Raw genomic sequence first — 25,291 nt, forward strand, 5'->3', positions numbered from 1 at the left:
CTATGCCTTGAATGGATATTGAAAGCATTACAACATAAGAATCAATGCCCTATCACCGCTTTTGATGGATATAGGTCAGCGCCAGCGCCATCGCTAATACCAGTCCTTTGATGATATCCATGGCATAATAAGGTACTGACAGCATCACCAGGCCGTTTTGTAATACACCCAAGATCACCGCGCCAATTAAGGTGCCGAAAGCATTAGGCTTGCCAGAACCGGCCAAAGAGAAACCGATATACGCTGCTGCCACGGCATCCATTAGGTAGCCCCCCCCGGCGTTCACCTGCGACGAGCCAATACGTGATGCCAGCAGAATGCCACCCAGTGCCGCTAACAGGGAAGAGAGCACATAGGCCAGCACCCGATAACGCACGGTACGGATACCCGCCAATCGAGCCGCTTCTGGATTACCCCCAATTGCATACATGCGCCGGCCATGTTTGGTTAGCGACAGATACAACTGCACTACAATTGTCACCGCCAGCATAATCAGCACAATTACCGGCACTTGGCCCAGCGCTGAAAACATCTCAGGAATGACGCCTTCCGCCATATCGCCGCTGGGTAGCAACATATTTTGCGTGATAGACCCGCCATAACTGTAGGTCATCGCCACGCCCTGAATCACAAATAGACTGGCAAGGGTGGCCAGCATGTCAGGGATCTTCAGTACCACGATCAGAAACGCGTTAAACAGGCCGACCAAGGTACAAATCAGTAGCGTTAGAATAATGGCGCCAGTGGTACCAAAACCGTACCAGACAAATAGCGATACCACGATGGCATTGGCCAACGAAGCGGTGGAACCCACCGACAGATCAAAACCACCAATCGACAGCGAAATCGACACTCCAATGGCAATCACCGTCACGATGGCGATGGAGCGCAAAATATTTATAATATTGTTTGGATCGAGGAAGTTATCCGATGCCAAGCCAAATAACGCGATTAGCGCCACAACGGTGAGTAACATCCCCCATTTGTAGAGAAAATCAAAGAGCTGATGACGCCATGGTTGTGCGTCGGCTAGGGGGATTTCTTTGTTCACTGAGGGGTTCCTCCAGTAGAGAATAGTAATAATGTCTCTTCATCAACATCGGCGGCGTTCAGTTCGGCGACAATACGCCCATCCCACAACACACAGATGCGAGAGCATAAACCGACCAATTCTGAGAATTCACCGGATGCATAAATAATGCCTTTCCCACTCTGTGCTAAAGCATCAATCAGAGTGAACAGGTCTTGCTTGGCTTTGATGTCGACACCTTTAGTCGGTTCATCAAAAATCAGTACCTGCGCATCACCGCGCAACCACTTGCCGATTGCCACTTTCTGCTGATTGCCTCCCGATAGGCGCGCGAGTTTCTGTTGCGGCGAAGAGGCACGTATCCCAAGACGCTGAATTAACTCTTTGGCCCAATTTAGCTCCTGACGGCGGCTAAAAATACTCCAGCGGGAAAAACTGTCATCGGCGGCCACACTGAGATTCATCGCAATCCCTTCGTGGATAAAAATACCTTCTTTGCGCCGCTCTTCCGGTACCAATGCCAATCCTTGTGCGACAGATTGGGCGGGCGAGCGTGGCTTCCAGGTTTTACCTTGTAATTCGCCACTGTCGACACGGCTGGGTGTTGCGCCAAACAACGCTTTGCACAGTTCGGTTTTCCCCGCACCGGCTAACCCGGCAATACCCAGAATCTCCCCTTCATGCAGTGTCAGGGAAATATCGCGCAATTTGTGTTGATCATGTAAACCACGTACTGCCAGCAGTGTTTTACGGCTGACCGCCGCTCGCCGAGGGGGAAAAATATCATCCAGCGTATGGCCAAGCATTTTTTCCACAATCTGCTCGCCGCTTAGCTCACCCATGGCATCATGGCTGACACGCCGCCCATCACGTAACACCGTTAATTGATCGCAAATTTCGCGTAATTCATGGATGCGATGTGAAATGAAAACGATTGCCATGCCTTCCGATTGCAAACGGCGGACTACGCGGAACAAGCGCGCGCTCTCTTCTTGATCCAGTGGTGCGGTGGGTTCATCTAAAATCAGGAAACGGCATTGGTGGGAAAGGGCGCGGGCTAATAACACCTGTTGTTTCTCTGCCAGCGTGCAGGATTCCAGACGTTGACGAACATTTAATTTAACATCAAGTTGCCCGAGTAGCGCTTCTGCCTGACGGTAAAGCTGCGGCCAGTTAAACAGATGTCCCTGCTCCGCCAGTGTATCCAGCATAATATTTTCCGCCACAGACAGGGTGGGGATCAGCGCGACATCAACCTCTTGCTGAACCACATGGATACCCTGTTGTTTGGCTTGTCGGGGGGAATGAATATCTATCTGTTGGCCATCAATATAGATCTCACCACGATAGTGACTGTGAGCGCCGGAAAGAATAGCCATCAAGGTTGATTTTCCTGCACCATTAGCACCGACCAGTGCATGGGTGGAACCACCTTCCAGTGTAAAATCAACTTGTTGCAGTGCATGGAATCCAGAAAACGAAATAGAGATATTGCGCATCTCAAGGCGGGAGGAGCTGATGCTGGACATAAATTTCTGTGACTGCCCTATAAAGTATTTTGGCGACCTACCCCTTTTTGCTATTCAGAAATAGGCTTACGATTTTTCTCAGGTCAATCAACCGGAGAAACAGGCAGTCAATAATGCTGCTGATAGCTTTCTTTTTTAACACAGTTTCTATTATTCGCAACAAACTAAAGTAGTTAAGGTATATCAAAAAATTATTAAACATTGCTGGCTTACCCCTTAAGATGAGAAAAACAGCGATAAGAACGTAATTTAAAAGGAACGCGCGATGAGCACGAATGCAATCCGGGTACAGGTAGGTCCGGCCAACTATTTTTCTTTTCCGGGTGCTATCGACAAACTGAGTGAGTTCTACCCTCCGGCGGCCCTGGATAAGGCACTGTGGATCTTTGGTGAGCGTGCTTTGGCGGCAGTCAGTGATTACTTGCCCGCCGCGTTCCACGGGCCGCAAGCGGTGCGTGCTGCGTTTTCAACCCATTGCAGTGAGTCTACTGTTGCGGATTTGGTGAAAACGGCGGGCAATGACCGCCTGGTGGTGATCGGTATCGGCGGTGGGGCAGTATTGGATACCGCAAAAGTGGTGGCACGTAAGCTGGGGTTGCCACTGGTCGCTATCCCGACTATCGCTGCAACCTGCGCCGCCTGGACGCCACTCTCCGTCTGGTATAGCGACGCCGGGCAGGCACTGAATTTTGAAATTTTCAAAGATGCTAATCACTTAGTCTTAGTTGAACCGCGCATCATTTTGCAAGCACCGGTGGAATATCTGCTGGCAGGTATTGGCGATACCTTGGCAAAATGGTACGAAGCCGTGGTACTTAGCCCACAGCCGGAAACGTTATCTCTCACCGTTCGCCTCGGATTACAGGCTGCGTTGGATATTCGTAATGTGCTGCTAAAGCAAAGTGAAGCCGCGTTACGGGCGGTTAAGCAAGCTGAACTGACACAGGACTTTCTGGATGTGGTGGATGCGATTATTGCCGGGGGCGGCATGGTTGGTGGGTTGGGGGAGCGTTATACCCGGGTGGCGGCGGCACATGCAGTGCACAATGGCCTGACTCTGTTACCCCAAACCGAGCATTTTCTGCATGGCACCAAAGTGGCCTATGGGATTTTGGTCCAGACAGCCCTGCTGGAGCAGGATGAGGCATTACAGTCATTGATTGTGGCGTTTAAAAAGTTGGGCTTGCCAACCCATTTAGCGGCGCTGGATGTTGATATTAATGATCGCGATGCTATTGAGCGGGTGATTGGTCGAATTCTGAAGCCGAGTGAATCAATTCATTATCTGCCTATTGCATTGAATTCAGACAAACTGTGGGCGGCAATTGAGCGGGTAGAAATGGCCGCTCAGCACTGATAGCACGCGGGAATAGCCGTTTATACCCGTTATACTTCAAGCTGCATGTGCGTTGGCTACGCTCAATAACCCGAATCACTTACTCATGTAAGCTCATCGGGATTTTCTCGCTTGCCGCCTTCCTACAACTCGAATTATTTAGGGTATAGATCAAACTGTCATAAGAATATTGTTTCAAGTGCTTTAACATCTTGTTTTTTGCTCTCAACTTAGGGCAGAATACGCGCCATGCAATAACCGACGTTTAAACGCGTCGGTTATTTTTTTGCATTCATGTTTTCACAAATCAAGAGGCCGGACAACGATCCGGATAGATAAACAGGTCCGCGAGCGATTATTCACATACTGAAATCGCCGTTATGAGGAAAGAAAGATGGGGCAATTATTCACACTGGCACCGGTGCCCACCGGTATGCGCTGCACATGCAGCGATTATGGCGCAGCAGGTATGGCAAATACCCGTTACTCCGCTCTTATTTCCCCACTTACGTATCCCAGGCAGATACGAAGTTTCCCCGTCACCTCTAACCTGTGCGCTACACTTGCGAATCGGGTTAAAGGTATGGGGAGGCTGAATCATGACGCATAACGCTACTGTTGCAGTCGGTACTAACCAAACGGGTACCAACAACCGCGTCCAACTCAGAAAAACACTAACACTGGTCCAAGTGGTGATGATGGGTCTGGCTTATTTACAGCCGATGACCATTTTCGATACTTTTGGCATTGTTTCCGGTTTGACCGATGGTCATGTCGCGACCTCTTACGCCATTGCGTTGATTGCGGTGCTGTTCACGGCAATCAGCTATGGCAAACTGGTTAAACGCTTCCCGTCTGCGGGGTCGGCGTATACTTACGCCCAGAAATCCATTAGTCCGAATGTTGGCTTTATGGTGGGTTGGTCATCACTGCTGGACTATCTGTTCATGCCGATGATTAATATTCTGTTGGCAAAAATTTACCTCGAAGCGATTTTCCCTGGTGTGCCATCGTGGATTTTTGTTGGCGCGCTGGTCAGCCTGATGACGCTGTTTAACCTGCGTGGCATCAACGTGGTGGCAAACTTGAACTCGGTTATTGTTGTGGTTCAGGTGGCTATCATGGTGGTCTTTATGGGGCTATTGATTCATGGTGTTTATCAGGGTGAAGGTGCGGGCACATTGGTAAGCCCACGCCCGTTCTATTCTGAAAATGCCCATTTGGTGCCGATGATAACCGGGGCCACGATACTGTGCTTCTCATTCCTGGGTTTCGACGGCATCAGTTCATTGTCTGAAGAAACCCCTAATGCCGGTAAAGTGATCCCGAAAGCGATTTTCTTGACGGCATTGATTGGCGGCGTGATCTTTATTGTGGTGTCTTATTTCTTACAGCTCTATTTCCCGGATATTTCGCGCTTCACTGATCCTGATGCGTCACAGCCAGAAATTATGCTGTTTGTTGCTGGCAAATTCTTCCAGTCAGTTATCTTGTGCTTCTCCTGTGTCACGGTATTGGCATCAGGGATGGCGGCACATGCTGGCGTTTCGCGTCTGCTGTATGTGATGGGCCGCGATGGGGTATTCCCAGAAAAAATATTTGGTTACGTGCACCCGAAATGGCGGACTCCGGCAATCAACGTACTGTTGGTCGGTGGCGTGGCATTGTCAGCTATTTCCTTTGATCTGGTGACGGCGACCGCATTGATTAACTTCGGTGCGCTGGTGGCCTTTACCTTCGTGAACCTGTCAGTGATTTCACAGTTCTATATCCGTGAACGCCGTAACAAAACGTTTAAGGATCATTTCAGCTACCTGATTCTGCCAATGATTGGTGCCGGAACGGTGGGGGTGCTGTGGATGAATCTGGAAAGCAGTTCAATGACACTGGGGCTGGTGTGGGGCGCGATTGGTCTGGCTTATATGGTCTGGAAAACCCGTGCTTTCCGTCAGGCTCTGCCTCAATTTAATGGCGAACTGGCACAGTAGTCGCATCTGATATTGCGCAATTGCTGACTAAAACGGAGCCTGATGGCTCCGTTTTTTATGGGATAATTTGCTGCCACAACCCTAGCTCACCAAGCCTCTGGCATACTCAAACAGTGCTTTCAGCAGTGCCAGCTTCTCTTTATCGTCTTCATACTGGTTATAGAATTGTTCCAGTTGCAGCACGTAGTCCTGCACTCTTTCAGGATTGAGGGCTTCGCGGCGATGTTCCAGCCAACGCTGTTGCTCACTGTCAGTCAGCGTATTGGGGTAATTACGGGCGCGAAAGCGGAAAAATAGCGCTTCCAGCCGTGGATCTTGAAAGGTCAAATCCAGTGCGGGCAGGTTTTGCGGTTCAGTTTGTAAAATGATCTTCATGGTGGCGCGGTCGGCATCGCTGAAGAAGCCATTATACAGTTGTGCATCGACATCATCGGATACCGCAAAAGGTTCGGCTTCGGCGAACAGTGCCACCACTTTTTCACGTACTTGCGGATTTTGCCGCAATAATTGTAAATTTTGCAGGCAACGTTGGCGATCAATGCCCAAACGATCAGCATTTTCCGGTAATAAAGTTTTAGCCGGAGCCAGTACCGGGCATTTATTGATATGCACCAGTTTCAGTGGCACCGCTGCATCCTGTGCATTGAGTTTGTCGCGGCGGGTATACAGACGCTCGCGCAGTGTATCGCTATCCAACGCCAGCAATGGCGACATATCACCGGCCAGGTCACACATAATCACCGCATTTTTATTCTCAGGATGCCATGCCAGCGGCGCAACCCAACTGGTATTGCCCCGTGCCGCGCCAAACATGCCAGAGACATGAACCAACGGCGTTATCTCCGCGATATCAATCAGTGCGTTTATTTTATGCTTACTGCGGTGTTGATATAAATAGTCGAATAGGCGGGGTTGCGCCTGTTTGACCAATTTCGCCATCGCGATGGTGGCATACACATCTGACATCGCATCATGGGCATGCAAATGCTCAACACCATTGGCTTTGGTCAGATGCTCAAGCTTGAAACTCGGCAGGCCATCTTCATTTTCCGGCCAGACGATACCTTCCGGGCGCAGGGCGTAACAAGCTCGCATCACATCTAACAGATCCCAGCGGGAATTCCCTCCTTGCCAGCTATAGGCATAGGGATCGTAAAAATTGCGGTAGAAAATATTGCGACTGACTTCATCATCAAAACGAATATTGTTGTAACCGAGGATACAGGTGCCCGGCACATTGAAAGCCTGATGGATTTGGCGGGCAAATTCTGCCTCATTCACGCCATTGGCTAAGGCATGCTGTGGCGTGATACCGGTTATCATCACAGCCTCTGGCTGTGGCAGATAGTCATCGGCGGGAGCACAGTAAATGACCAATGGTTCTTCGATAATATTGAAATCTAAATCGGTGCGCACCCCGGCAAACTGGGCCGGCCGGTCCAATGCCGGACGCTGACCAAAGGTCTCGTAATCGTGAATGTAGAAAGTAGGTTGCTTATTTTTATCTGACATTATTCGGTTTAACCCTTTTTACTATGGTCATTCTTTAGTGATGGGCCACCGTTTTGGTGGTAAGCCGCAGTGACCAATAACGTTAGTGTTAGAATATCATTTCAAGTGCGCCGAGACGTCAGGATTTATTTCGACATACTTATGTTTTGCCAGAAACATGCCGATCTAATTAGTATTTACCTACCGTTTACTCAGCTATTCATACAATTCGCCTACTAAATGACACGGTAGGAATCATGGTGAAAAAACTTCTGCTAACCGGCGCAACAGGGTTTCTGGGCGGGGCAGTGCTTGAAAAATTATTGTTGGCAGACGCCGATTTTAATTATTTATTATTAGTACGGGCGACTACGCTGGAGCAGGGGCTAAACCGCATCCGTGAAAATCTGGCGAAATTTTATCTCCCCAGTCAGCGGCTGAATAAAATAAATATCAACCATATTTTATTAGGCGATTTGGCAGAGCCGGATAGCTTTATTAATGACCCACGTATCGATGATGTGACCCATGTTATTAACTGTGCTGCTGTCGCGTCATTTGGTAATAATCCCTTAATCTGGAAAGTAAATGTAGACGGCACTCTGGCGTTTGGCAAAAGAATGGCAAATGTAGTGGGATTACAGCGCTTTATCCACGTGGGTACCGCCATGTCGTGCACACCAGATGCCGGAACGGTGGTTAGCGAGCAAGTATTATCAGCGCAAGATGATGCGCATTTAGTGGAATATACCAAGTCCAAATCAGCTATTGAACGATTGCTGGCAGAGCAATGCCCGAATTTACCGCTGGTATTAGCCCGGCCATCGATTGTCGTTGGGCATACCCGTTTGGGGTGTCAGCCCTCTAGCAGTATTTTCTGGGTATTTCGCATGGCATTAATGCTGCGTAAGTTTATGTGTTCATTGGATGACTATATCGACGTTATCCCAGTCGATTATTGTGCGGATGCTCTGCTGTGTATTTTGTTCCATCCCCACTTGACCGAAAATATTTATCATATTTCTGCCGGAGAAAAAGACAGCGTCAGTTTTGCCGAAATTGATCAAGCGATGTCATGGGCCGCGCGGCAAAAACCGATGGGTACAGATTATTGCCAGGTAGACTACGGTGCTTTGGTGCAGATGCGTAACCAACTAAAAAGCATTTTCGGCCCCTGCAATGAGCGCTTAATGTTGAAAGCCATGCGTTTATATGGCTCTTTTGCAGTGTTAAATGTGCGGTTCAGTAATGAACGCCTGCTCAGTTTGGGTATGCCAAGATCACCACGCTTCACAGATTATATTGCCTGTTGTGTGGAGTCCAGCCATGGAATAACTATCCAGCAGCAAATGGCGGTTGATTTTAAATAAACATTTCTCCCCGCATAACGACAGATTGCGGGGAATAACTTTTCCAGTTTATGTCTCATCATTGATTATCCGCTTATCAGCCAGATCTACGCCGCTTACCTGTCAGCGCATGTGTCAACTGCCCGCGCTTAGAACCTAAATTGAAAGCCGCCCTGAGTCAGTCCAGCACATGAGCGAGAGGTTGCCGCCGAATTAAGTGAAATTACGACCGCAGTGAAATCATTGATGCTGGCGGTAACGCAAGAGCAGCAGGTAGAAACGCCGATTTATGGCTATGTTTGGCTGAGGATGGAGCTAACCAAACAGCTTGAGGAATTCGACTATCTGATTAATATGACGTTATGCAGGTGATCTCTCGCCGCTGAAGGCAGATGAAATTTCTGTCTGGCGAGTAAAGCAGGTAAGATAAGCCAATGAATCTTGTCACCAGGTACGGCAAAGCGGTATGGTGCAGGTAGCCTGGTCACCAGCAATTGAATTTGTGTAAAACTTAAGTGAAGGTGTAAAAATGGATAATGCAATTAAGCCGACTTTCCAGGACGTTTTGGAGTTTGTGCGTATGTTTCGTCGCAAAAACAAGTTGCAGCGTGAAATCGTTGATAACGAAAAGAAAATCCGTGATAACCAAAAACGCGTTCTGTTGCTCGATAACTTGAGTGATTACATCAAGCCGGGGATGAGTATTGAAGAAATTCAGGCCATTATCGCGGACATGCGTACTGCTTACGAAGATCGTGTTGATGATTACACCATCAAAAATGCCGATCTGTCTAAAGAACGTCGTGAATTGTCGAAAAAACTGAAAGCGATGGGCGAAGTTAAGTAACTTCACCAAGGTTTGATAGCTTGTTTTAACACTATTAAGAGAAAGGCTGGCATCAATTGCCAGCCTTTTTTTTGGCTAAAATGGCTCTAACTTGACGGTTTGTTCTGCCGCAAGAAACTAAACGCTGGGATTTTAGCACCTTTGACAAAGATAAACGCCAGCAGTAACGAGCCCCACAGCGCCATAGTGATATAACTACTGACACCCATGATATTCAGCCCGCTTTCCAGCATTTGCAGCAGGAACAGCGCCAGTACAATGCCGAAAACTTTGCCAAATCCACCATCGGGATTTACCCCACCCAGTACGGTTGCCAAAATAGTGATAAGTAACAGCGACTCACCGTAGGATGCTTTGGCTGAGTTCAGTTTCGACATCATTAATAAGGCCGCTACCGCACACAGTAAAGATGAAATTACATACACCCAAACCAGTGTGCGGCGCGTGTTAATCCCAGAGAAGAAGGTGGCCTTCTCATTAGAACCGGACAAATAGATTTGGCGGCCCAGTGGCGTTTTAGCCAGAATCAGCCAGATGGTCAGTGCTACCGCGACGAACAGATAAAGTGGCACTGGCACACCGAGAAAGTTGCTGCGATCCAGTGCCAGTACATAGTTCGGGAAGTTTGAGATAGCCGAACCTTTGGAGATAAGTACATTCACGCCTTTGAGCAAGGTCATGATGCCCAGAGTGGCCAGAATAGGGGATACTCGTACCACCGAGATAAGTATCCCGTTGATAAGCCCCACAACCAATGCCACCGAGGCACCCGCCAGTAACATCAACATCATTGAACTAAAGGTTGGCGCAAGATGGGTACAAACCCATGCCATCACCAGGGCGCTGGCATTCGCGGTAGCAATAATCGATAAGTTAATCCCACCGGTCAGCATAGTAATCGCCATGGCCAGAGTTAATACCCCCGCGACAGGGATTTGCGAGGCGATGGATTGGAAGTTAGCCGCCGACCAAAATACCTGTGGAATAAATAGGCTGAATCCTACGCCGACCAGCACCAGCAGGGCAACCAGCCAGCGTTCGGTATGATCACGTTGCGTTGTTTTCGACATGGTTATATCCCTACCTTATGGCGTTGGCCCCAGGCCGTCACACTGATACTGATGACAATTACCAGCCCGATAACCACGGTATGCCAGTACGACGAAATGCTCAGTAAATTCAAACCATTTTGTAATATTGCCAGCAAAATCACCCCCAGCAAGGTACCGGTAAGTGTTCCACGGCCACCCACAATACTGGTACCGCCGAGCACCACGGCTGCCAGCACTGTAAGCTCATAGCCCAGTAATGAATCAGGCGCTACGGTTAATACGGTATAAGACTGTACTACGCCGGCGATACCGGACAGAAAGCCCATATAGCCATACACGAACAGTTGCAGTTTGAGAATACTGAACCCCATGCGTGACGCCGCTTCCTGATTGCCCCCTAAGGCATAGATTTGCCTGCCAATACTGGTGCGGGTCATCAGTAGAGCGGTAACAATAATGGTAATTAGCAGCGTTAGAATAGGGAGCGACAGGCCGTAGTCATAACCATCGGCAGCGGTAAAGGCGAATAGCATTGGCCCGTGTTCAAACCATTCAGGGTAGCTATACAGCCAAACACCACGGCTGAGATACAACAGTAAACCGTAGAAAATATTCAGTGTGGAAATGGTGATAATGATCGACGGTACGCGTAAGCGGTTAACCAGCAGGGCATTAACCAAGCCCAAAAGTAGGCCGATACCACCAGCCAGCGCAAAAGCTACCGGGAAGTTGCCACCAAACTTCACAATTAATGTCACCATGACATATTGCGAAATAATGGTCATCGCTGGGAATGAAATATCAATACCGCCAGAAATCAATACGATAAATAAGCCACAGGCCAAAATGGTTAACATGGCGTAGTTATTTATCAGATCATAAATATTAGCAAGGGTCAGAAAATCCGGGCTGGTGAACGCAAGATAAGTCGAAATAAGCAAAATAGTGAATGCCAGCATCACTTCATGGCGTTTTAGTTGTTCTTTATTGAATAAACCTGTTTTACCTACCGCAGATTTATTAACTGCATGGGGGTTAGCCATTTACTACCTCCGCAATGGCTGCTTCGCTACTGTTACCCGGTAAAAACTCTTGTACCAGTCGTCCGGCCCGCATCACTAAAATACGGTGGCTATTGAAATAAGCTTCATCAATTTCATCGCAGACCATTAACACAGCGATACCGCGAGCTGCCAATGCATTGATAATATTATAGATACCGGCTTTGTTAGCGATATCCACACCTACAGTGGGGGAGTCAAGGATCAAAATTTGCGGATCGGTTGCCAGCCATTTAGCGATAGCAATGCGCTGCGCATTGCCGCCAGACAGCGTATTGACCGGAAGGTCGCTGTTGCCGATTTTGATCGACAGGTGTTTCACCATATCCTCGACCAGCGTATCGACCCGCTCACTACGCATCAGATGGAACACGTTTTTCAGGCGATGCAGAACAGTGGCACTGATATTGTCACGAATGGATTGTTCCATAATCAGCCCGGTGCTCATTCGGTCTTCTGACACATAACCGACCCCCGCCGCAATAGCATCACGGTTACTGCTGAAATACATCGGTTTATCGTTAATTCGGATGGTGCCTGACTCCGGTGAGGTCAAACCGAATAAACTAAGACACAGTTCAGTGCGGCCAGAACCGAGCAGGCCCACCAACGAGACAATTTCCCCCGGATGCAGCGTCAATGAGATGTTGTGATATTCATTACTACGGCAAAGCTCCTCCACGGCCAGCACCGGCGGGCGGGCGGCACTGTAGGGCGGTAGCACCTGAAAATCAAATTTCATGCCGGTCATCAGCCACGCCAGCCGCTGGTTGTCCACTTCGGTGGCCGGGTAAGTGCCAACCCAATCACCATCCTTTAGCACCGTGATGCGGTCTGAAATCTCCAACACTTCACTTAATCGGTGGCTGACAAAGACTACGCAGATATTGCGTGATTTCAGTTCATGTACCACCCGCAGCAAGCCATTAACTTCTTGTCGGGTGAGGGAGGCGGTAGGCTCATCCATCACAATCAACCGGGCATCCTGTGCCAAGGCACGGCAAATAGCCACCAGTTGCTTCTGGGCGATGGGCAAATTCTCAACCAGTTCATCCAGATTGAGATGCGCATCAATGCTGCTGATCACCTGCTCAGCCGTGGCGCGCATCTGGCGTTTGTCCACCCACAGGTGATGGTGATAATGGTTCATGGCGATATTCTCAGCCACAGTCAGGTTCGGGAATAACGACAAATCCTGATAAATTACCTGAATCCCTAAGCGAACGGATTCAATCGGGGTCAGGCTTGAGTAAGTTTTGCCATCAATGGTAATCGTGGCATCAGCATCGGGCTGATAGACGCCGGAAATAATCTTGATGAGGGTCGATTTGCCACATCCGTTTTGCCCTGCAAGACAATGTACTTCACCGGGTAACAGGGTCATAGCCACTTTATTTAGCGCTTTGACGCCATAAAAGGTCTTACTAACATTTTCCAGGGTAATAAATGGCTGCATATATCCTGTGTCCTTTTGATTCTTAATTAATTAATTGCGGAACCAGACAGGGCGTCCGGCTCCGCAATAACTTAGTGAATCAATACAGCGAATCCACGTTGTCTTTGGTTACCCGTAATACATTGTGGAACTGGATCAGATGCTTATCTTGGTCAACTTCAGCTTTACCCACGCCAGGAATTTCCATACCTGACTCAATTTTTTCACCTTTCAGCACTTTGTCCGCCACTGCGGTCAGTGCATAACCGGCAGAACCTGGGTCATAGGTCACGCCCATTGCGATATCACCGCTTTTAATCAGGGATGCCGCCTGTGAAGGGATCATCATACCGAACACATGGACGTTGTTTTTCGCACGTTTCTCTTTCACGGCACGGCCAGCACCGATCGGACCTTGCGAACCGAAGGCGACAATACCTTTCAGGTCACTGTGCGCTTTCATTAAATCGAGCGTGGTACGGCGTGAATCATCAATACTCTCGGCAACAGGCATGCGGCTGGTCACCTCAAACATATCGGGGTAGTGCTCTTTCTGATATTTAACAAACAGATCGGCCCACAGGTTATGCTGTGGCACCGTCAGGCTGCCGACATAAATCACATAGCCACCTTTACCACCCATGGCTTTTGCCATCTCTTCTACGTTATCTGCGGCAAATTTGGCGTTATCGATGATTTCGATATCCCAGTTGGCGCTGGGTTGCCCTGGAGATTCGTTGGTTAACACCACAATACCGGCTTCACGGGCTTTCTTGAATACCGGTTCCAGTACATCGGCATCGTTGGGCACAATACTGATAGCACTGACTTTTTTCGCGATTAAGTCTTCGATAATTTTAACCTGCTGCGGGGCATCGGTACTGGAAGGGCCGATTTGATAGGCTTTGATAGCCAGATCTTTACCAGCGCGATCCACACCTTCGCCCATGCGGTTAAACCACGGCATACCGGCGATTTTTGAGATATTAACCACTTCGACTTCCTGCGCCAGTGCACTGCCCGAGCACACCATCATGCTGAACAGACTGGCTGCCAACAGGGTTTTCACACTCAATTTTTTCATTTAAGGCTCCCGGAACTCATGTAGGTTGAGGTAATTGTTATTTAAGGTATTGGTGCAATAATCAGCATGCTGTATTACATGAATTTTATTTATGTTTTTAAAAAAATGAAGATTTAACAGGAAACAGATTTTACATCTTCACTACATTTCCTGCTGGTGGGATCTAATACCTTGATAGCAGTTTCCCCCATATACATGAATGCTATTTACATGGACAAAATAGCTGCATTCCCTGTTTGTGACTGAAGTCATGATTTTGAGGGGCAAGACAAACAGAATTACATAAAAATGGTAAGCGGCAGGTTAATAACAGTGAGGTTTACATGGATATTCTGGTTCAGATGATTCTCAATTTTTCGCTATCATGGCTTGATGCTGAATTACGGGCTAACGCACGCCACCGGGCACCATGGTTAACAGGTGTTGGCGGGGGTAGTGGCGGTTGATATTGCGCTGCTGCAATTGCCAGAACACCTGCTCCACGTCATGCCGTTGACGGTCAAGCAATAATCCAACCACGCTGCCACTGTGGGCTACGTTCAACCCGTATAAATCCAACTCCTCCACTAGCCTCAGCAGGGCGCTAAAGTCAGGTTTTACCAGTAAACGCTGGCTGGCTTGCGCACTCAATGTGGTGGCCTGGCCCAGCAGTGAACAATCGCGGCGCTCGGCGGCTTGGGTAAACAGTTGCCATGCCCGTTCCAGTGAGATGGCACTGGCTAACAGCGCCGGTTGACGATCACGTCGGTGGTAATCCTCGGTTTTGAGAATCTGTGGGCTTTCCAGTAACAAAATATCTACCGCTGGCTGCCAGTTATAAGAGATTTGTGTTGCGGCAGTTTGGTGGTCAAACAGTGTCAGTTGTTGAAACAGGGTGCTGTCAGTCGGTTCCAGCCTGACACACAGTGCTGCCAGTGCGGCTTCATTGAGTGTTTCACCGAGATGGCGGGCGGTTGCCAGTGCGGTGGCGGCGATATCGGCGGTACTGCTGGCAAGTCCTTTTGCTACCGGAATGGTGGAATCAAAACTGATGTGCAGGCCATTAGCCATCTGTGCCGGTTGGCCAAAATAGGCCAGTACCGCCGCCAACATCTGGCGCATGCGTGGGCGTTCATTCTTGCCCGGTACGCCATCGGTCACCGAAACCGTACTAAACCAGTTTACCGGGCAGGAGATAAGCTTCTCCCCCCCCAGTATCCAGCCCTGAATCAGCTCACCACAAGAGGCCGGGCAACGGGCTTCAGCCATGACCAAAGACCTGCTGTAAGGCATTGATCAGCCGTTGGTTATCTGCCGCGCTTTTAATGGCTACACGATAGTGGTCGCGGGTTAGACCGGGGTAATTAGCACAATGGCGGATCAGAATATGGTGCTTTAATAGCGCGTGTTGCAGATTAAGTTCAGGTTTAAGGCAGCGCAGGAAAATATAATTGGCGCACCCTTGCCACACCTGCAACGCGGGCAGGGCGGCTAAATGCTGATATAACCAAGGTCGCTGCTGCGCCAACCATTGATGTGTGGCTTGAATATAAGGTTGGTCATCGAGAATAATCTCACCCGCCAGTGCGGCAAAAGCATTGATAGTCCAAGGCTCGCGGTGCTGTTTCATTTGCGCCAGCGCCGCCAGGTCACCACTGAGCAGATAACCGAGGCGCAACCCGGGAATGGCAAAGAACTTGGTCAGTGAGCGTAACAAGTATAAGTGTGGGAAATCCGCTAATTGAGGGGTAAGCCCCGGCGCATCTGGCAAGAAATCGATAAAAGCTTCATCGATAATTAAAGCAATATGGTGCTGATGGCAACACTGCACAATGGCTTGCAGCAATTTGGCATCAGGCATCAGGCCGGTCGGGTTATTGGGTGTCGCCAGAAATAGGCAGTCTGGGCGCTGTTGGGCTAATAGCGCCAGTAGGCGTTCATCGGGCTGATAGCCATCTGACTCACTCATCTGATAATCATGAATCTGGCAGCCGACCCGTTGCAGGGCGCGGCGGTACTCAGCAAAGCCCGGAGTCAACAGTACCGCAGTGCGGGGTTGCAGATGTTGCACCACTGCGTAAATCAGCTCAGTGGCACCATTGCCGGCCATAATATTCTCTGGCAGGCAGTGGTGAGCGCGGGCCAGCGCTGCGTGTAATTGGCGATACTCAACATCAGGATAGTGTTCGGCACGGGCCAATTGTTCGATAATCGCCGTTTTCAAGGATCCCGGCATGCCCTGCGGATTAATATTGGCACTGAAGTCAACGATATTGGCTGCATCTGTGCCGATTTTCAGTGCCATTTCCAGCACATTCCCACCATGCTCACTCATTGCTACTCTATTCCCCTATATAGCTTGTGCGTTTAGAGTACCATACCCTTCGTCCTGGATGCTGTAGGGTTGTTCGCTACACTCACGCACCCGAATCACTTACTTGTCGTTGACCCTATATGAATAAGCTCATAGGGATGCGTTTACTTGCAGCCTACCTACAACGCCAATGACTTTGGGTATATCAGCGAGGGAATGGCGTTTAGCGACAATAGCTCCGGCGTGAAGGCGAGCACATCTCGTAGGCGAACCACGTCGCCAATGACAATCAGCGCCGGTGCCGATAAACCCTGTGCGGCAACTTGATCGGCTAATGTAAGCAATGTGCCGCTGGCAACTTGTTGCTGCTGGTGGCTGGCGTACATCACCACGGCGGCAGGGGTCGTGGGGGCTTTCCCCCCGGCGACCAATTGCTGGCAAATGGTTGTCAGTTGTGTCATTCCCATCAGGATAATCAGCGTACCTTCCAGCTTGGCTAATGTTGCCCAGTCCTGCGGCTCGTTGCCTTGGCGCAAATGGCCGGTTATCACATGAAAGCCTGAGGCATAATCACGATGTGTTACCGGAATACCGGCATAAGCCAACCCGCCAATGGCGGAGCTTATCCCTGGAACTACCTCAAACGGAATACCCGCCAACGCCAGTGTTTCAGCCTCTTCACCACCGCGCCCAAAGACATAAGGATCACCACCTTTGAGTCGCACCACATTTAGCCCACGTTGGGCGCAATCAACCAGAATTTGATTGATTTCTGTTTGTGGCACCAAATGGTGGTTGGGGTTTTTGCCCACATTGATCATTTCACAACCATCAGGGGCTTCTGCCAGTAACTCAGCACACACCAAACGGTCATAGACCAACGCGTCAGCGCGACGAATAACATGTAATCCCTTCACCGTAATCAGCGCGGCATCCCCAGGCCCGGCGCCTACCAACCAAACTTTCCCACTTTTCATATTGCCTCTCATTGTGCGGCGAGGGCCGGTTGTACCGGCAGATTCAGGGCCACGCGAATGACATCACGGGCAATCATTAATTCTTCATTGGTATTGACGATAGCAATCTGTACCGGCGCCGAGTCATGTTGGATAAATGGTTGATTGTTGATATTTTTCTCTTCGTCCAACTCGATACCGAGAAAAGCTAAACCACGGCAGATCTGCTGGCGGGCTGTGCGGGCATTTTCACCGATACCGCCGGTAAATATCAGTGCATCAATTCCGCCCAGTTGTACGATATAGCTGCCAATCATCGCGCGGATACGTTCGGCAAACAGGTCGAGCGCCACTTTAGCGCGCGGGTTGCCATTGGCGGCGGCATGTTCGACATCGCGATAATCGTGTGAGATGCCGGAGACACCCAGCAAGCCGGACTGGTTATTAATCAAATGGTTGATTTCACTGGCGCTTTTTCCTTCCGCTTGCTGAATAAACGGTAGGATGGAGGGGTCAATATCACCGCTGCGGGTGCCCATCATGATACCGGCCTGCGGGGTGAAGCCCATCGAGGTATTCACCGACTGGCCGTTGCCGATAGCACAAATGCTGGAGCCGTTGCCAAGATGGCAGGAGACAATGCGCAGTTCTTCTAAGGGCCGCCCCATTCGTTCGGCGCAAACGGCACTGACATATTTATGACTGGTGCCATGGAAACCATAACGGCGAATACCCAGCTCTTCATAGTAACGCCACGGTAATGGATACAAATAGGCGGTCTGGCTCAGCGTTTGGTGGAATGCAGTATCAAATACCGCCACCGCGCTGGCATGGGGCAGGGCATGTTGGAACACCCGGATACCGAGCGCATTAATCGGATTATGCAGGGGGGCCAGTGCGCCAAGCTGCTCTATCTTATCCAGCACCTCGGGGGTTATCACGACCGAATCGGCGAATGCTTCACCGCCGTGCGCGACACGATGGCCGACACCGGTAATTTCATCCAGTGAATCAATAATATTGTGTTCAATCAGCGCGTGAAGTAGGTGTTCAGCACCTTGGCGGCAATCGGCGATAGGCAGAATCTCGCGCCATTTCACATCTGTGGCGCGGAGGTTAAATATCGCATCATCCATACCGATACGTTCGATTAATCCCTGACAGATCACTTTTTCATCAGGTAAGGAAAACAACTGAAACTTCAACGAAGAACTGCCGGCGTTAATCGCCATAATCTTACCGGGCATGCGACTCTCCAGAATGATTCAAATAAGTAATAAGGTCGGTTAATCCCTCACCGCTCAGCGCCGAGGTCACAAATAGGTGTTGTGCGCCCGCCTGCGTGAGGCTGTCAGCAGCCCAACGCAATTGGTCTGGGTGGTTAACGGTGTCGGCTTTACTGATAATGCCAATGACCGGCTGGTTGAAAACCTGCGCCAACATCGGGGCAAACCAGCTTTGGGTCGCATCCGCATTTTGTACCAGCCCCACCACATCCGCTTCACAGGCGCTTGCCAGTAACGCACTGTATAAACAGCGGTTTTCCAGGTATTCACCGGGAGTATCAATGGCATTGTCCTGCCAGATAATGGCTTGGGTTTTCTGGTAATTAAGCGCCTCACCCTGCAAACGCTGGATAAGCGAGGTTTTGCCGCACTGGCTAGGGCCAATCAACATGATGCGTTGCATGGCATCAGGTCCGGGTCATTGGGCAGGCGGTAAATTTCATCATGTCGCCGAGGGTGTGGATCACCTGTTTCAGCGCATATTCCACCGCTGACACATCACCAGTAAACACCACCGCACCGGTGAAACGGTCGATAAAACCAATCTCAACCGCACCGGATTTGGTGGCGATATCACTGGCAATAATCGAGGCTTCGCTAGGGGTAATGGTCAGAATGCCAATGGCGCTACTGACATCATTCAGCCCCAGTTTTTTGTAAAGTGCCTTATTAGGATTGGCTATCAGATGCGCCAGGGTTATCTGTTTACCGGGAACATATTCCTGAATTACGCGCTCGGGGGTGCTGCTCTTTTCCATCATGCCTCCTGAACTAACTGACGCCATAGCGCCTCATGGGGCCGTGGGATCACTGAGCTGTAAACCAATAATCCCTTCTCACCGGCACACTGGCTGGCAACGTCCACGGCAGTTTGTACATCAGCAATATCGCCGCTGAGCACTTGATAACATTTGCCGCCGATGCCAAACGCCATATGGATGCGCACCAGCGTGACATTGGCCGCTTTAACCGCACGGTCGGCGGCAGTAATACAGGCCGCCACACTCCAGGTTTCCACCACACCCGCCGCTTGACGATTTTCCACCGTATTCAGGCCGCTGATCGCCGGTAATACGGATGGATGAAGGTTGGGCAGGACGATGCTATCGACCAACAGATGCCCGCTGTGCCGCTCGCCGTTTTGTACCGACTGGGTGACGGCACCGATATCGCCACCGACCATCAACAGATATTTACCGGGGCACAGGGTTTTGCTCACCAATAGGCTGACGTTAGCGCTTTTCAGCATCAAGTCGCAGACCTCCATGCCCTTGGCGATACTGCTTAATTCAACAATTCCAATGGCTTGTGACATAGCCCTTCCTTTTAATAAACATCAGCCCGTTTAATGGTGATGGCATTTGCGCTGATGGCCGTGACCGTGCCGCTGATACTGGCATGCACCGGTGCGCCTAACGCGTTATTCGGAATTTGGCCAATAAGTTGACCGTGATCGACCCGTTCGCCGACCGTGACCACGGGTTCGGCGGCAGCCCCGATATGCTGGCGCAATGGCAGTACCACCTGTTGTGGTCGGTAGCCTTGTTCGCTGAATGGCGCAGCTTGATACCAGTCGGTGAGATCCAGACGGGCAATCAGCCTTGATATCGGTACCATGCGGTAATTAGCCATCGGATCGGCCTCACGTAGCGCCCCTTGATAGCGGGCACCTTGCGCCCGCAACTGCGTTTTCAGCAGGCGGTTAATGCGCATCGGTGAGATATCTACCGGGCAGGCGTAGCTTTCACATAGCCCGCATTCCGAGCAGGTCAGGGCGCTGAGTAAAATGTCTGGTGTGGCAACTTGTTGGTAGGTTATCGCGCGCACCAGCAGATGCGGGGGTAGCTCATGGCCAATCAAGTGGCGCGGGCATAACTCGGTACACATGCGGCACTGCTCACATACGGCACGAGCAATGGCTAACACATCCTGGTCGCTGCGGGCGCGGCGGGTAATCAGTAAGTGATCAGCGGGCAGTACCAGTAGGCCACCGGTAGTTTTGGTTACCGGTTGGTCAAGGTCATGCAGGGCATGGCCCATCATCGGCCCGCCATTGATATAGGCCGGATTGTTGATGGTAGCCCCTCCTGCCAGCGCCAGAACTTCGCGCAGCGGGGTACCCAGCGGTACCGTCAGGGTTAAGGGTTTCGCCACCGCACCATTTACGGTCAGGGTGCGGCGAGTCACCGGCCACTGCTGTTCCACCGCCCGCGCCACATTGAGTAGTGTTTGCACATTATTCACTACCACACCGATGCTGACCGGCAGCGCCGCAGGTGGCACCCGGCGACCGGTTGCCAGCCAGATAGTGATAACCTCATCACCGGCGGGATAGACATCGGGCAGAATGTGCAGCCGGATTTGTGATGGTAGCAAGGGGGTTAGTGCGGCAATCGCCTCACTATATTTGGCTTTCAAGGCGATGATGCCTTCCCGCGCGCCGGTGGCTCTCATGCCATACAGCACACCGCGCACCAGTCGGGCTGCCTGGCGCGGCATCAACTGCTGATCCACTTTCAGCATTGGTTCGCACTCAGCCGCATTGACCAGAAAAATCTCGGCCTGCGCTTGTAGCTTCACCGCCGTTGGGAAACCAGCACCTCCGGCACCGACCACGCCAGCGTGCTGAACCCGTTGCTGAATAGTCACGGCATCACAATCAGCCAGTTCACCGTAGGCGGGTAGCAAGCAGGTATCCGCAATGTGTAGGTCACTCATAAAGCGCCTCGATAATCCCACGGATATCATTGCCGTCAGCCGCACGCGGGTTAGTGCGCAGTGTCACGTCGGCAAGTGCGGCGGTAATTATGTCGGGAATGCGTTGCTCTAACTGGCCTTCATTGATTTTCATCGCGGCCAGCGGCTGAGGTAATCCGCATTGACGTTTGAGTTGTTCAATCTGATGGACCAATTGGTTAACTGCACTGCGCTCATCGCTATTTGCCGCACTGAAATGGCACAGTTTTGCCAATCGCGCATAGCGTTTACATGCCCGTGCATCAAGCGCGTTAAAGCGAATCACCGGCACCAATAGCAAGGCATTCGCCAAACCGTGCGCGATATGAAATTGCCCCCCCAACTGGTGCGCGATAGCATGATTGATGCCCAGACCAGCCTGGCTGAATGCCATGCCAGCCAGCGTGGAAGCATTGTGCATCTTGCCTCGGGTAATCAGGCAATCGCCTTTGCGGCAAGCGGTGGGCAGATGGCGGAACACCAACTGCACCGCTTTTTCTGCCAGCGCATCAGTAAAGTCACTGGCACGTGGTGAAACATAGGCTTCCAGTGCGTGAGTCAACACATCCAACCCGGTATTGGCGGTGATAACTGGCGGCACGGTAACCACCAGAGCCGGGTCCAGAATGGCGATGTCCGGGTAAATCTCATCGTCAAACAGCGGGTATTTAATACTCTTTTCCGGGTCGCTGATTACACAGGCACTGGTCACTTCTGAACCCGTGCCGCTGGTGGTCGGGATAGCAATACAGGTCTCGATCTCTATCCCCTGTTTACGACTGAACCAGACAATAGCTTTTGCTGCATCTAGCGCGGAGCCACCACCAAAACCAATCACCACATCGGGGCGCAAGGCATGCATCTGCTCAATGCCCTTAACCACGGTGTTAATGTTCGGGTCCGGCGTAATGTCGCTGAACAGACTGATTTGGTTATCCTCTGCCAGCGACTGTTTTAAGCGATCCAGCAACGGCGAGGTGGCCAGAAAGCCATCGCAGACAATCCAGATTTTGCGCTGATGGAAGCGTTGCAGCACCTTAAGGCTGCCTTCCCCGCTGTAAATACGTGTTTGCAGGAAAAAAGTCTTCATACGTCCTCGCTCAGCGAATGGAAAAACCGTTAGTCAGCACACAGCGACGCTGGCGCGCAAAGGTGCGAGCCGAGGTGGTGCCTTCTCCGGTCGGGGTGGCGATGGTAAAGGTGGTAAAGCCTTCACCGCCGACGCCTATCCCGGCATAGGACGGGCCGTTTTTAACAAAAATAGAGGTTTGTAACAGTCGGGCGGCCAGATTCAGGCGTGAGACATTTTGTGAGTGCATGGTGGCGGTATGGTGCAGGCCGCCTTCCACTTGCAGTGCCAGCGTCAGGCCAGCATCAAAATCCTTTACCCGGACCACCGGTAACAGCGGCATCAGTTGTTCGGTAGTGACCAGAGGATCGTCACCGGCTACTTCAACCAGCAGCAAGCGCGGTGCTTTGGCCGGACAAGCGATACCCGCCGCTTTCAGCAGTTCAAGCGGGCTTTTACCGACCAGATTCTTATTGGCGTGGCCTTGAGGGGTCAGGCAGGCTTTGCGCAGGCTGTCGACCTCTTGCGGATTACTGATAAGTAATGCATCGAAGGCTTGCATCTGTTGCAACAACCGATCGGCAACACTTTCCACCACAATCAGGCTCTTTTCAGCGATACAGGGCAGGTTATTATCGAATGAGGCTCCTGCCACGATATCCTGCGCCGCTTTTACCAATTCAGCCGTTTCATCCACCAGACAAGGTGGGTTACCGGCCCCCGCCCCAATCACTTTTTTGCCGCTCTTCATGCCCATCGCCACAATGGCAGGCCCGCCAGTGATAGCCAGCAAGGCGATTTTGTCGTGCGCCATCATCTGCTGAGTGGCTTCAAAGCTTGGCTCTTTCACTGTCACTACCAGATTGCGAATGCCGCAACTGTTGAAGATTATCTCTTCAATTTGGGCGATTAAATCCAGTGATACCGATTTAGCGCCTGGGTGTGGGCTAAAATAGATGGCATTACCGGCAGCTAACATACTGATGCTGTTATTAATAATGGTTTCGGTTGGGTTAGTGCTAGGGGCAACGGAACCTATCACGCCAAAAGGCGAGTATTCGAATAACACCATGCCGCCATCGCCGGTCAGCGCCGTGGTGGACAAATCTTCAATACCTGGGGTGTTTTCTAACGCGGCTTTGTTTTTCAGCAACTTATCTTCTTTATTCCCCATGCCGGTTTCACTGGCACCGCGTTCTGATAGTGAAGGCAACTGTGCTTTTAGCTGTTCACGCAGGGCGCGGATAATCGCGCTGCGGGTTTTCATCGGGCTTTGTTGATAACGCAAAAATGCGTTATGAGCGGCATTGACAGCTTCATCCACGCTGGCAAAAATGGCGCTGGAGGCAGACGCGGGTGTGGGCGTCAGTTGCTCAATGAGGATAGTGCGAATGAGAGATTCAAGGTCATTGGTATTCATTATTCATTCCTCAGATGTAAAGCCGATATGGCCGCTTCTGCTATGTGCATATCTTGTTCGACGCTACCGCCGCTGATGCCTAAGCCCCCCACCAATTGGCCGTTACGCCATAGCGGGTAGCCACCACCAAAGCTCACCACTTTGCCACCGGTACTGGCCTCAAGCTGGAACAGGTCGGCCCCCGGTTGTACGGCGTCGCTAAGTTGGTGAGTTGCCGTTTTCATCGCCACAGCGGTCCAGGCTTTTTTCGGTGCCAGTTCGCTGCTGACCAGCAAGGTGTCTGGCATGCGGTAGGTCATAATCATGTTGCCGTGGCGGTCAGTCAGTGCCACGACCACGGCAATTTGTAATTTCATAGCGGCATCGACCGCCAATTTAACTAACTGATGAACATCAGAAAATCCCAGAGAGGCCGCTGTTTGTGGCTGACTTGTGGCTGGAGGGAGTGCTGTTGCCGCCAGATAACGGGCCACCACGGTTTGCGTGGTGTGTTGTAACTGTTGGCGCTGGTCTTCATCACGAGCCAGTGCATACAGGCAATCCGATAAACGGTTTAGGTATTGCAATAACACCGGGCGTACCGGGACTTGTTCAGCCAGTTCAATCAGCCGCCGTTCACAGCGCCGTGCCAGAGTGCGGGCAAAATGCAATCGGCTACCGGCTTCACTGCTACCCGGCAGAATAAAACCCTGTACCGGTGGCAGCCCCGCCATACAGCGGTCTACGGCTTGCTCCAGCGCTTGGATCTCGGGTTCATTAATGCTTTTGCGCCCGGCAGGCGGTGTTTCGATACCTTCGCTTGCCAATTCAGCGCTGAAATAAAACAACTGATGTTGTATGGCATCGAGTAATTGACGGTTTTCCTCGCCCTGCGTCACGCGGGCACACAAGCTCAGTGCTGCATTGAGTTCATCCAGCGTGCCGTAAGTTTCCACCCGGGGATGGCTCTTTTTCACACGTTGTCCGGTGAACAGGGCAGTGGTGCCCGCATCGCCGGTTTTGGTATAAATGCTCATAAGGTCCCCGTTCAATCAGTAAGAACATTAATCATCAGTAAGAACATTCATCGACGATGGCGACAATCGCCAAATCGATGGCATCATTCGGCTCGGAAAATACCCGTCTGGCACTGGAACCGCCTGACAGCAAGACCAAATCGCCCTGACCGGCACCGACCGAATCGACGGCCACTTCGTCCGGCGTTTTGCTGTCGGGTGGCAGTGAGCCATCACCGGCAACACGGCGCACCAGCAGCAGCTTCCTACCGATCAACGTGGGTGATTTTTGCGTTGAGACCACGGAACCTACCACTCTGGCCAGTTGCATGAT

At 50.9% G+C, this 25,291-nt stretch carries 24 protein-coding genes and 1 pseudogene; 6 read left to right on the forward strand and 19 right to left on the reverse strand.

Annotated features, from left to right (window positions below; all coding sequences use genetic code 11):
* Nucleotides 1-52: 52 nt before the first annotated feature.
* Together Q2T71_RS06390 and Q2T71_RS06395 are read right to left on the reverse strand one after the other, a co-directional pair.
* Entirely contained in the window at nt 53-1,051 is a 999-nt protein-coding gene (locus Q2T71_RS06390; RefSeq protein ID WP_050072904.1) for an ABC transporter permease, read from the reverse strand.
* Entirely contained in the window at nt 1,048-2,559 is a 1,512-nt protein-coding gene (locus tag Q2T71_RS06395) for a sugar ABC transporter ATP-binding protein (RefSeq protein ID WP_372558475.1), read from the reverse strand. The genes Q2T71_RS06390 and Q2T71_RS06395 overlap by 4 nt, the downstream gene beginning before the upstream one ends.
* Nucleotides 2,560-2,824: 265 nt before the next feature.
* Between Q2T71_RS06395 and Q2T71_RS06400 the strand changes: the two genes are divergently transcribed.
* The 3 genes from Q2T71_RS06400 to Q2T71_RS06410 all read left to right on the forward strand — a co-directional run bounded on the left by Q2T71_RS06400 (nt 2,825) and on the right by Q2T71_RS06410 (nt 5,883).
* Nucleotides 2,825-3,916, forward strand: coding sequence for an oxidoreductase (locus Q2T71_RS06400; RefSeq protein WP_372558476.1), 1,092 nt, complete (start codon nt 2,825-2,827; stop codon nt 3,914-3,916).
* Nucleotides 3,917-4,289: 373 nt separating this feature from the next.
* On the forward strand, nt 4,290-4,505 hold the full coding sequence (locus Q2T71_RS06405) for a hypothetical protein (protein WP_032906857.1): 216 nt from the start codon (nt 4,290-4,292) through the stop codon (nt 4,503-4,505).
* Entirely contained in the window at nt 4,495-5,883 is a 1,389-nt protein-coding gene (locus Q2T71_RS06410) for an APC family permease (protein ID WP_083159326.1), read from the forward strand. Before Q2T71_RS06405 ends, Q2T71_RS06410 begins: the two co-directional genes overlap by 11 nt.
* 81 nt (nt 5,884-5,964) lie before the next feature.
* On the opposite strand, the gene sbcB is transcribed toward Q2T71_RS06410, so the two are convergent.
* Nucleotides 5,965-7,395, reverse strand: a complete 1,431-nt coding sequence (sbcB, locus tag Q2T71_RS06415; RefSeq protein ID WP_372558477.1) for an exodeoxyribonuclease I — start codon at nt 7,393-7,395, stop codon at nt 5,965-5,967.
* A 239-nt stretch (nt 7,396-7,634) separates the two neighbouring features.
* Here sbcB and Q2T71_RS06420 point away from each other — a divergent pair, with 239 nt between their 5' ends.
* The 3 genes and pseudogenes from Q2T71_RS06420 to tmaR all read left to right on the forward strand — a co-directional run bounded on the left by Q2T71_RS06420 (nt 7,635) and on the right by tmaR (nt 9,570).
* Nucleotides 7,635-8,744, forward strand: coding sequence for an SDR family oxidoreductase (locus Q2T71_RS06420; RefSeq protein WP_372559862.1), 1,110 nt, complete (start codon nt 7,635-7,637; stop codon nt 8,742-8,744).
* Nucleotides 8,745-8,903: 159 nt separating this feature from the next.
* Nucleotides 8,904-9,095 (forward strand): annotated as a pseudogene (locus Q2T71_RS06425) (FUSC family protein); the annotation flags it as partial.
* Between the two features lie 157 nt (nt 9,096-9,252).
* Nucleotides 9,253-9,570 (forward strand): PTS system regulator TmaR, encoded by a 318-nt coding sequence (gene tmaR, locus Q2T71_RS06430; protein ID WP_005187773.1) that lies wholly within the window; start codon nt 9,253-9,255, stop codon nt 9,568-9,570.
* 86 nt (nt 9,571-9,656) lie between these two features.
* Here the strand turns inward: tmaR and Q2T71_RS06435 are convergent, their stop codons facing one another.
* The 16 genes from Q2T71_RS06435 to Q2T71_RS06510 form a co-directional block, all read right to left on the reverse strand.
* The gene (locus Q2T71_RS06435; RefSeq protein WP_372558478.1) at nt 9,657-10,640 is read right to left on the reverse strand and encodes an ABC transporter permease; all 984 of its coding nucleotides are present in this window, start codon (nt 10,638-10,640) and stop codon (nt 9,657-9,659) included.
* A gap of 2 nt (nt 10,641-10,642) precedes the next feature.
* A complete protein-coding gene (locus Q2T71_RS06440) occupies nt 10,643-11,665 on the reverse strand; it encodes an ABC transporter permease (protein WP_083159285.1) in 1,023 nt (340 codons plus the stop codon).
* Nucleotides 11,658-13,139, reverse strand: coding sequence for a sugar ABC transporter ATP-binding protein (locus Q2T71_RS06445; RefSeq protein ID WP_372558479.1), 1,482 nt, complete (start codon nt 13,137-13,139; stop codon nt 11,658-11,660). The genes Q2T71_RS06440 and Q2T71_RS06445 overlap by 8 nt, the downstream gene beginning before the upstream one ends.
* Before the next feature lie 79 nt (nt 13,140-13,218).
* Nucleotides 13,219-14,154, reverse strand: a complete 936-nt coding sequence (locus Q2T71_RS06450) for an autoinducer 2 ABC transporter substrate-binding protein (protein WP_227746594.1) — start codon at nt 14,152-14,154, stop codon at nt 13,219-13,221.
* A 435-nt stretch (nt 14,155-14,589) separates the two neighbouring features.
* Complete coding sequence (locus tag Q2T71_RS06455; RefSeq protein ID WP_372558480.1) at nt 14,590-15,450, reverse strand: GHMP kinase; 861 nt, start codon at nt 15,448-15,450, stop codon at nt 14,590-14,592.
* Nucleotides 15,443-16,516: a threonine-phosphate decarboxylase CobD gene (cobD, locus tag Q2T71_RS06460; RefSeq protein WP_372558481.1), complete on the reverse strand. Its 1,074-nt coding sequence runs from the start codon at nt 16,514-16,516 to the stop codon at nt 15,443-15,445. The genes Q2T71_RS06455 and cobD overlap by 8 nt, the downstream gene beginning before the upstream one ends.
* 158 nt (nt 16,517-16,674) lie before the next feature.
* On the reverse strand, nt 16,675-17,472 hold the full coding sequence (gene cobA, locus Q2T71_RS06465) for a uroporphyrinogen-III C-methyltransferase (protein WP_372558482.1): 798 nt from the start codon (nt 17,470-17,472) through the stop codon (nt 16,675-16,677).
* An 8-nt stretch (nt 17,473-17,480) separates the two neighbouring features.
* Nucleotides 17,481-18,698: an acetate/propionate family kinase gene (locus tag Q2T71_RS06470; RefSeq protein WP_372558483.1), complete on the reverse strand. Its 1,218-nt coding sequence runs from the start codon at nt 18,696-18,698 to the stop codon at nt 17,481-17,483.
* The gene (locus Q2T71_RS06475; protein WP_372558484.1) at nt 18,688-19,140 is read right to left on the reverse strand and encodes a EutP/PduV family microcompartment system protein; all 453 of its coding nucleotides are present in this window, start codon (nt 19,138-19,140) and stop codon (nt 18,688-18,690) included. The genes Q2T71_RS06470 and Q2T71_RS06475 overlap by 11 nt, the downstream gene beginning before the upstream one ends.
* Before the next feature lie 4 nt (nt 19,141-19,144).
* The gene (pduU, locus tag Q2T71_RS06480; RefSeq protein ID WP_032813079.1) at nt 19,145-19,495 is read right to left on the reverse strand and encodes a propanediol utilization microcompartment protein PduU; all 351 of its coding nucleotides are present in this window, start codon (nt 19,493-19,495) and stop codon (nt 19,145-19,147) included.
* Nucleotides 19,495-20,052 carry a BMC domain-containing protein gene (locus Q2T71_RS06485; RefSeq protein WP_005185285.1) on the reverse strand — a complete coding sequence of 186 codons (558 nt, stop codon included), beginning with the start codon at nt 20,050-20,052 and terminating at the stop codon, nt 19,495-19,497. Before Q2T71_RS06485 ends, pduU begins: the two co-directional genes overlap by 1 nt.
* Before the next feature lie 11 nt (nt 20,053-20,063).
* Nucleotides 20,064-21,455 carry a 4Fe-4S dicluster domain-containing protein gene (locus Q2T71_RS06490; RefSeq protein ID WP_372558485.1) on the reverse strand — a complete coding sequence of 464 codons (1,392 nt, stop codon included), beginning with the start codon at nt 21,453-21,455 and terminating at the stop codon, nt 20,064-20,066.
* A complete protein-coding gene (locus tag Q2T71_RS06495) occupies nt 21,448-22,563 on the reverse strand; it encodes a 1-propanol dehydrogenase PduQ (RefSeq protein WP_372558486.1) in 1,116 nt (371 codons plus the stop codon). The genes Q2T71_RS06490 and Q2T71_RS06495 overlap by 8 nt, the downstream gene beginning before the upstream one ends.
* Nucleotides 22,564-22,573: 10 nt before the next feature.
* Complete coding sequence (locus Q2T71_RS06500) at nt 22,574-23,962, reverse strand: aldehyde dehydrogenase family protein (RefSeq protein ID WP_083159276.1); 1,389 nt, start codon at nt 23,960-23,962, stop codon at nt 22,574-22,576.
* Nucleotides 23,962-24,978 (reverse strand): cob(I)yrinic acid a,c-diamide adenosyltransferase, encoded by a 1,017-nt coding sequence (locus tag Q2T71_RS06505; protein WP_372558487.1) that lies wholly within the window; start codon nt 24,976-24,978, stop codon nt 23,962-23,964. Before Q2T71_RS06505 ends, Q2T71_RS06500 begins: the two co-directional genes overlap by 1 nt.
* A 34-nt stretch (nt 24,979-25,012) precedes the next feature.
* Complete coding sequence (locus tag Q2T71_RS06510; RefSeq protein WP_005185294.1) at nt 25,013-25,288, reverse strand: EutN/CcmL family microcompartment protein; 276 nt, start codon at nt 25,286-25,288, stop codon at nt 25,013-25,015.
* Nucleotides 25,289-25,291: the final 3 nt, after the last annotated feature.

It is taken from the genome of Yersinia sp. 1652 StPb PI (assembly GCF_041538345.1).
GTDB classification, from domain to species: domain Bacteria; phylum Pseudomonadota; class Gammaproteobacteria; order Enterobacterales; family Enterobacteriaceae; genus Yersinia; species Yersinia enterocolitica_E.

Excerpts from the sequence above, each read along its gene's own strand:
- Q2T71_RS06395 (WP_372558475.1), bottom strand. The coding sequence starts at position 2,559 with ATGTCCAGCATCAGCTCCTCCCGCCTTGAGATGCGCAATATCTCTATT.
- Q2T71_RS06400 (WP_372558476.1), top strand. The coding sequence starts at position 2,825 with ATGAGCACGAATGCAATCCGGGTACAGGTAGGTCCGGCCAACTATTTT.
- Q2T71_RS06405 (WP_032906857.1), top strand. The coding sequence starts at position 4,290 with ATGGGGCAATTATTCACACTGGCACCGGTGCCCACCGGTATGCGCTGC.
- Q2T71_RS06410 (WP_083159326.1), top strand. The coding sequence starts at position 4,495 with ATGACGCATAACGCTACTGTTGCAGTCGGTACTAACCAAACGGGTACC.
- sbcB (WP_372558477.1), bottom strand. The coding sequence starts at position 7,395 with ATGTCAGATAAAAATAAGCAACCTACTTTCTACATTCACGATTACGAG.
- tmaR (WP_005187773.1), top strand. The coding sequence starts at position 9,253 with ATGGATAATGCAATTAAGCCGACTTTCCAGGACGTTTTGGAGTTTGTG.
- Q2T71_RS06435 (WP_372558478.1), bottom strand. The coding sequence starts at position 10,640 with ATGTCGAAAACAACGCAACGTGATCATACCGAACGCTGGCTGGTTGCC.
- Q2T71_RS06440 (WP_083159285.1), bottom strand. The coding sequence starts at position 11,665 with ATGGCTAACCCCCATGCAGTTAATAAATCTGCGGTAGGTAAAACAGGT.
- Q2T71_RS06445 (WP_372558479.1), bottom strand. The coding sequence starts at position 13,139 with ATGCAGCCATTTATTACCCTGGAAAATGTTAGTAAGACCTTTTATGGC.
- Q2T71_RS06450 (WP_227746594.1), bottom strand. The coding sequence starts at position 14,154 with ATGATGGTGTGCTCGGGCAGTGCACTGGCGCAGGAAGTCGAAGTGGTT.
- Q2T71_RS06455 (WP_372558480.1), bottom strand. The coding sequence starts at position 15,450 with ATGGCTGAAGCCCGTTGCCCGGCCTCTTGTGGTGAGCTGATTCAGGGC.
- cobD (WP_372558481.1), bottom strand. The coding sequence starts at position 16,516 with ATGAGTGAGCATGGTGGGAATGTGCTGGAAATGGCACTGAAAATCGGC.
- cobA (WP_372558482.1), bottom strand. The coding sequence starts at position 17,472 with ATGAAAAGTGGGAAAGTTTGGTTGGTAGGCGCCGGGCCTGGGGATGCC.
- Q2T71_RS06470 (WP_372558483.1), bottom strand. The coding sequence starts at position 18,698 with ATGCCCGGTAAGATTATGGCGATTAACGCCGGCAGTTCTTCGTTGAAG.
- Q2T71_RS06475 (WP_372558484.1), bottom strand. The coding sequence starts at position 19,140 with ATGCAACGCATCATGTTGATTGGCCCTAGCCAGTGCGGCAAAACCTCG.
- pduU (WP_032813079.1), bottom strand. The coding sequence starts at position 19,495 with ATGGAAAAGAGCAGCACCCCCGAGCGCGTAATTCAGGAATATGTTCCC.
- Q2T71_RS06485 (WP_005185285.1), bottom strand. The coding sequence starts at position 20,052 with ATGTCACAAGCCATTGGAATTGTTGAATTAAGCAGTATCGCCAAGGGC.
- Q2T71_RS06490 (WP_372558485.1), bottom strand. The coding sequence starts at position 21,455 with ATGAGTGACCTACACATTGCGGATACCTGCTTGCTACCCGCCTACGGT.
- Q2T71_RS06495 (WP_372558486.1), bottom strand. The coding sequence starts at position 22,563 with ATGAAGACTTTTTTCCTGCAAACACGTATTTACAGCGGGGAAGGCAGC.
- Q2T71_RS06500 (WP_083159276.1), bottom strand. The coding sequence starts at position 23,962 with ATGAATACCAATGACCTTGAATCTCTCATTCGCACTATCCTCATTGAG.
- Q2T71_RS06505 (WP_372558487.1), bottom strand. The coding sequence starts at position 24,978 with ATGAGCATTTATACCAAAACCGGCGATGCGGGCACCACTGCCCTGTTC.
- Q2T71_RS06510 (WP_005185294.1), bottom strand. The coding sequence starts at position 25,288 with ATGCAACTGGCCAGAGTGGTAGGTTCCGTGGTCTCAACGCAAAAATCA.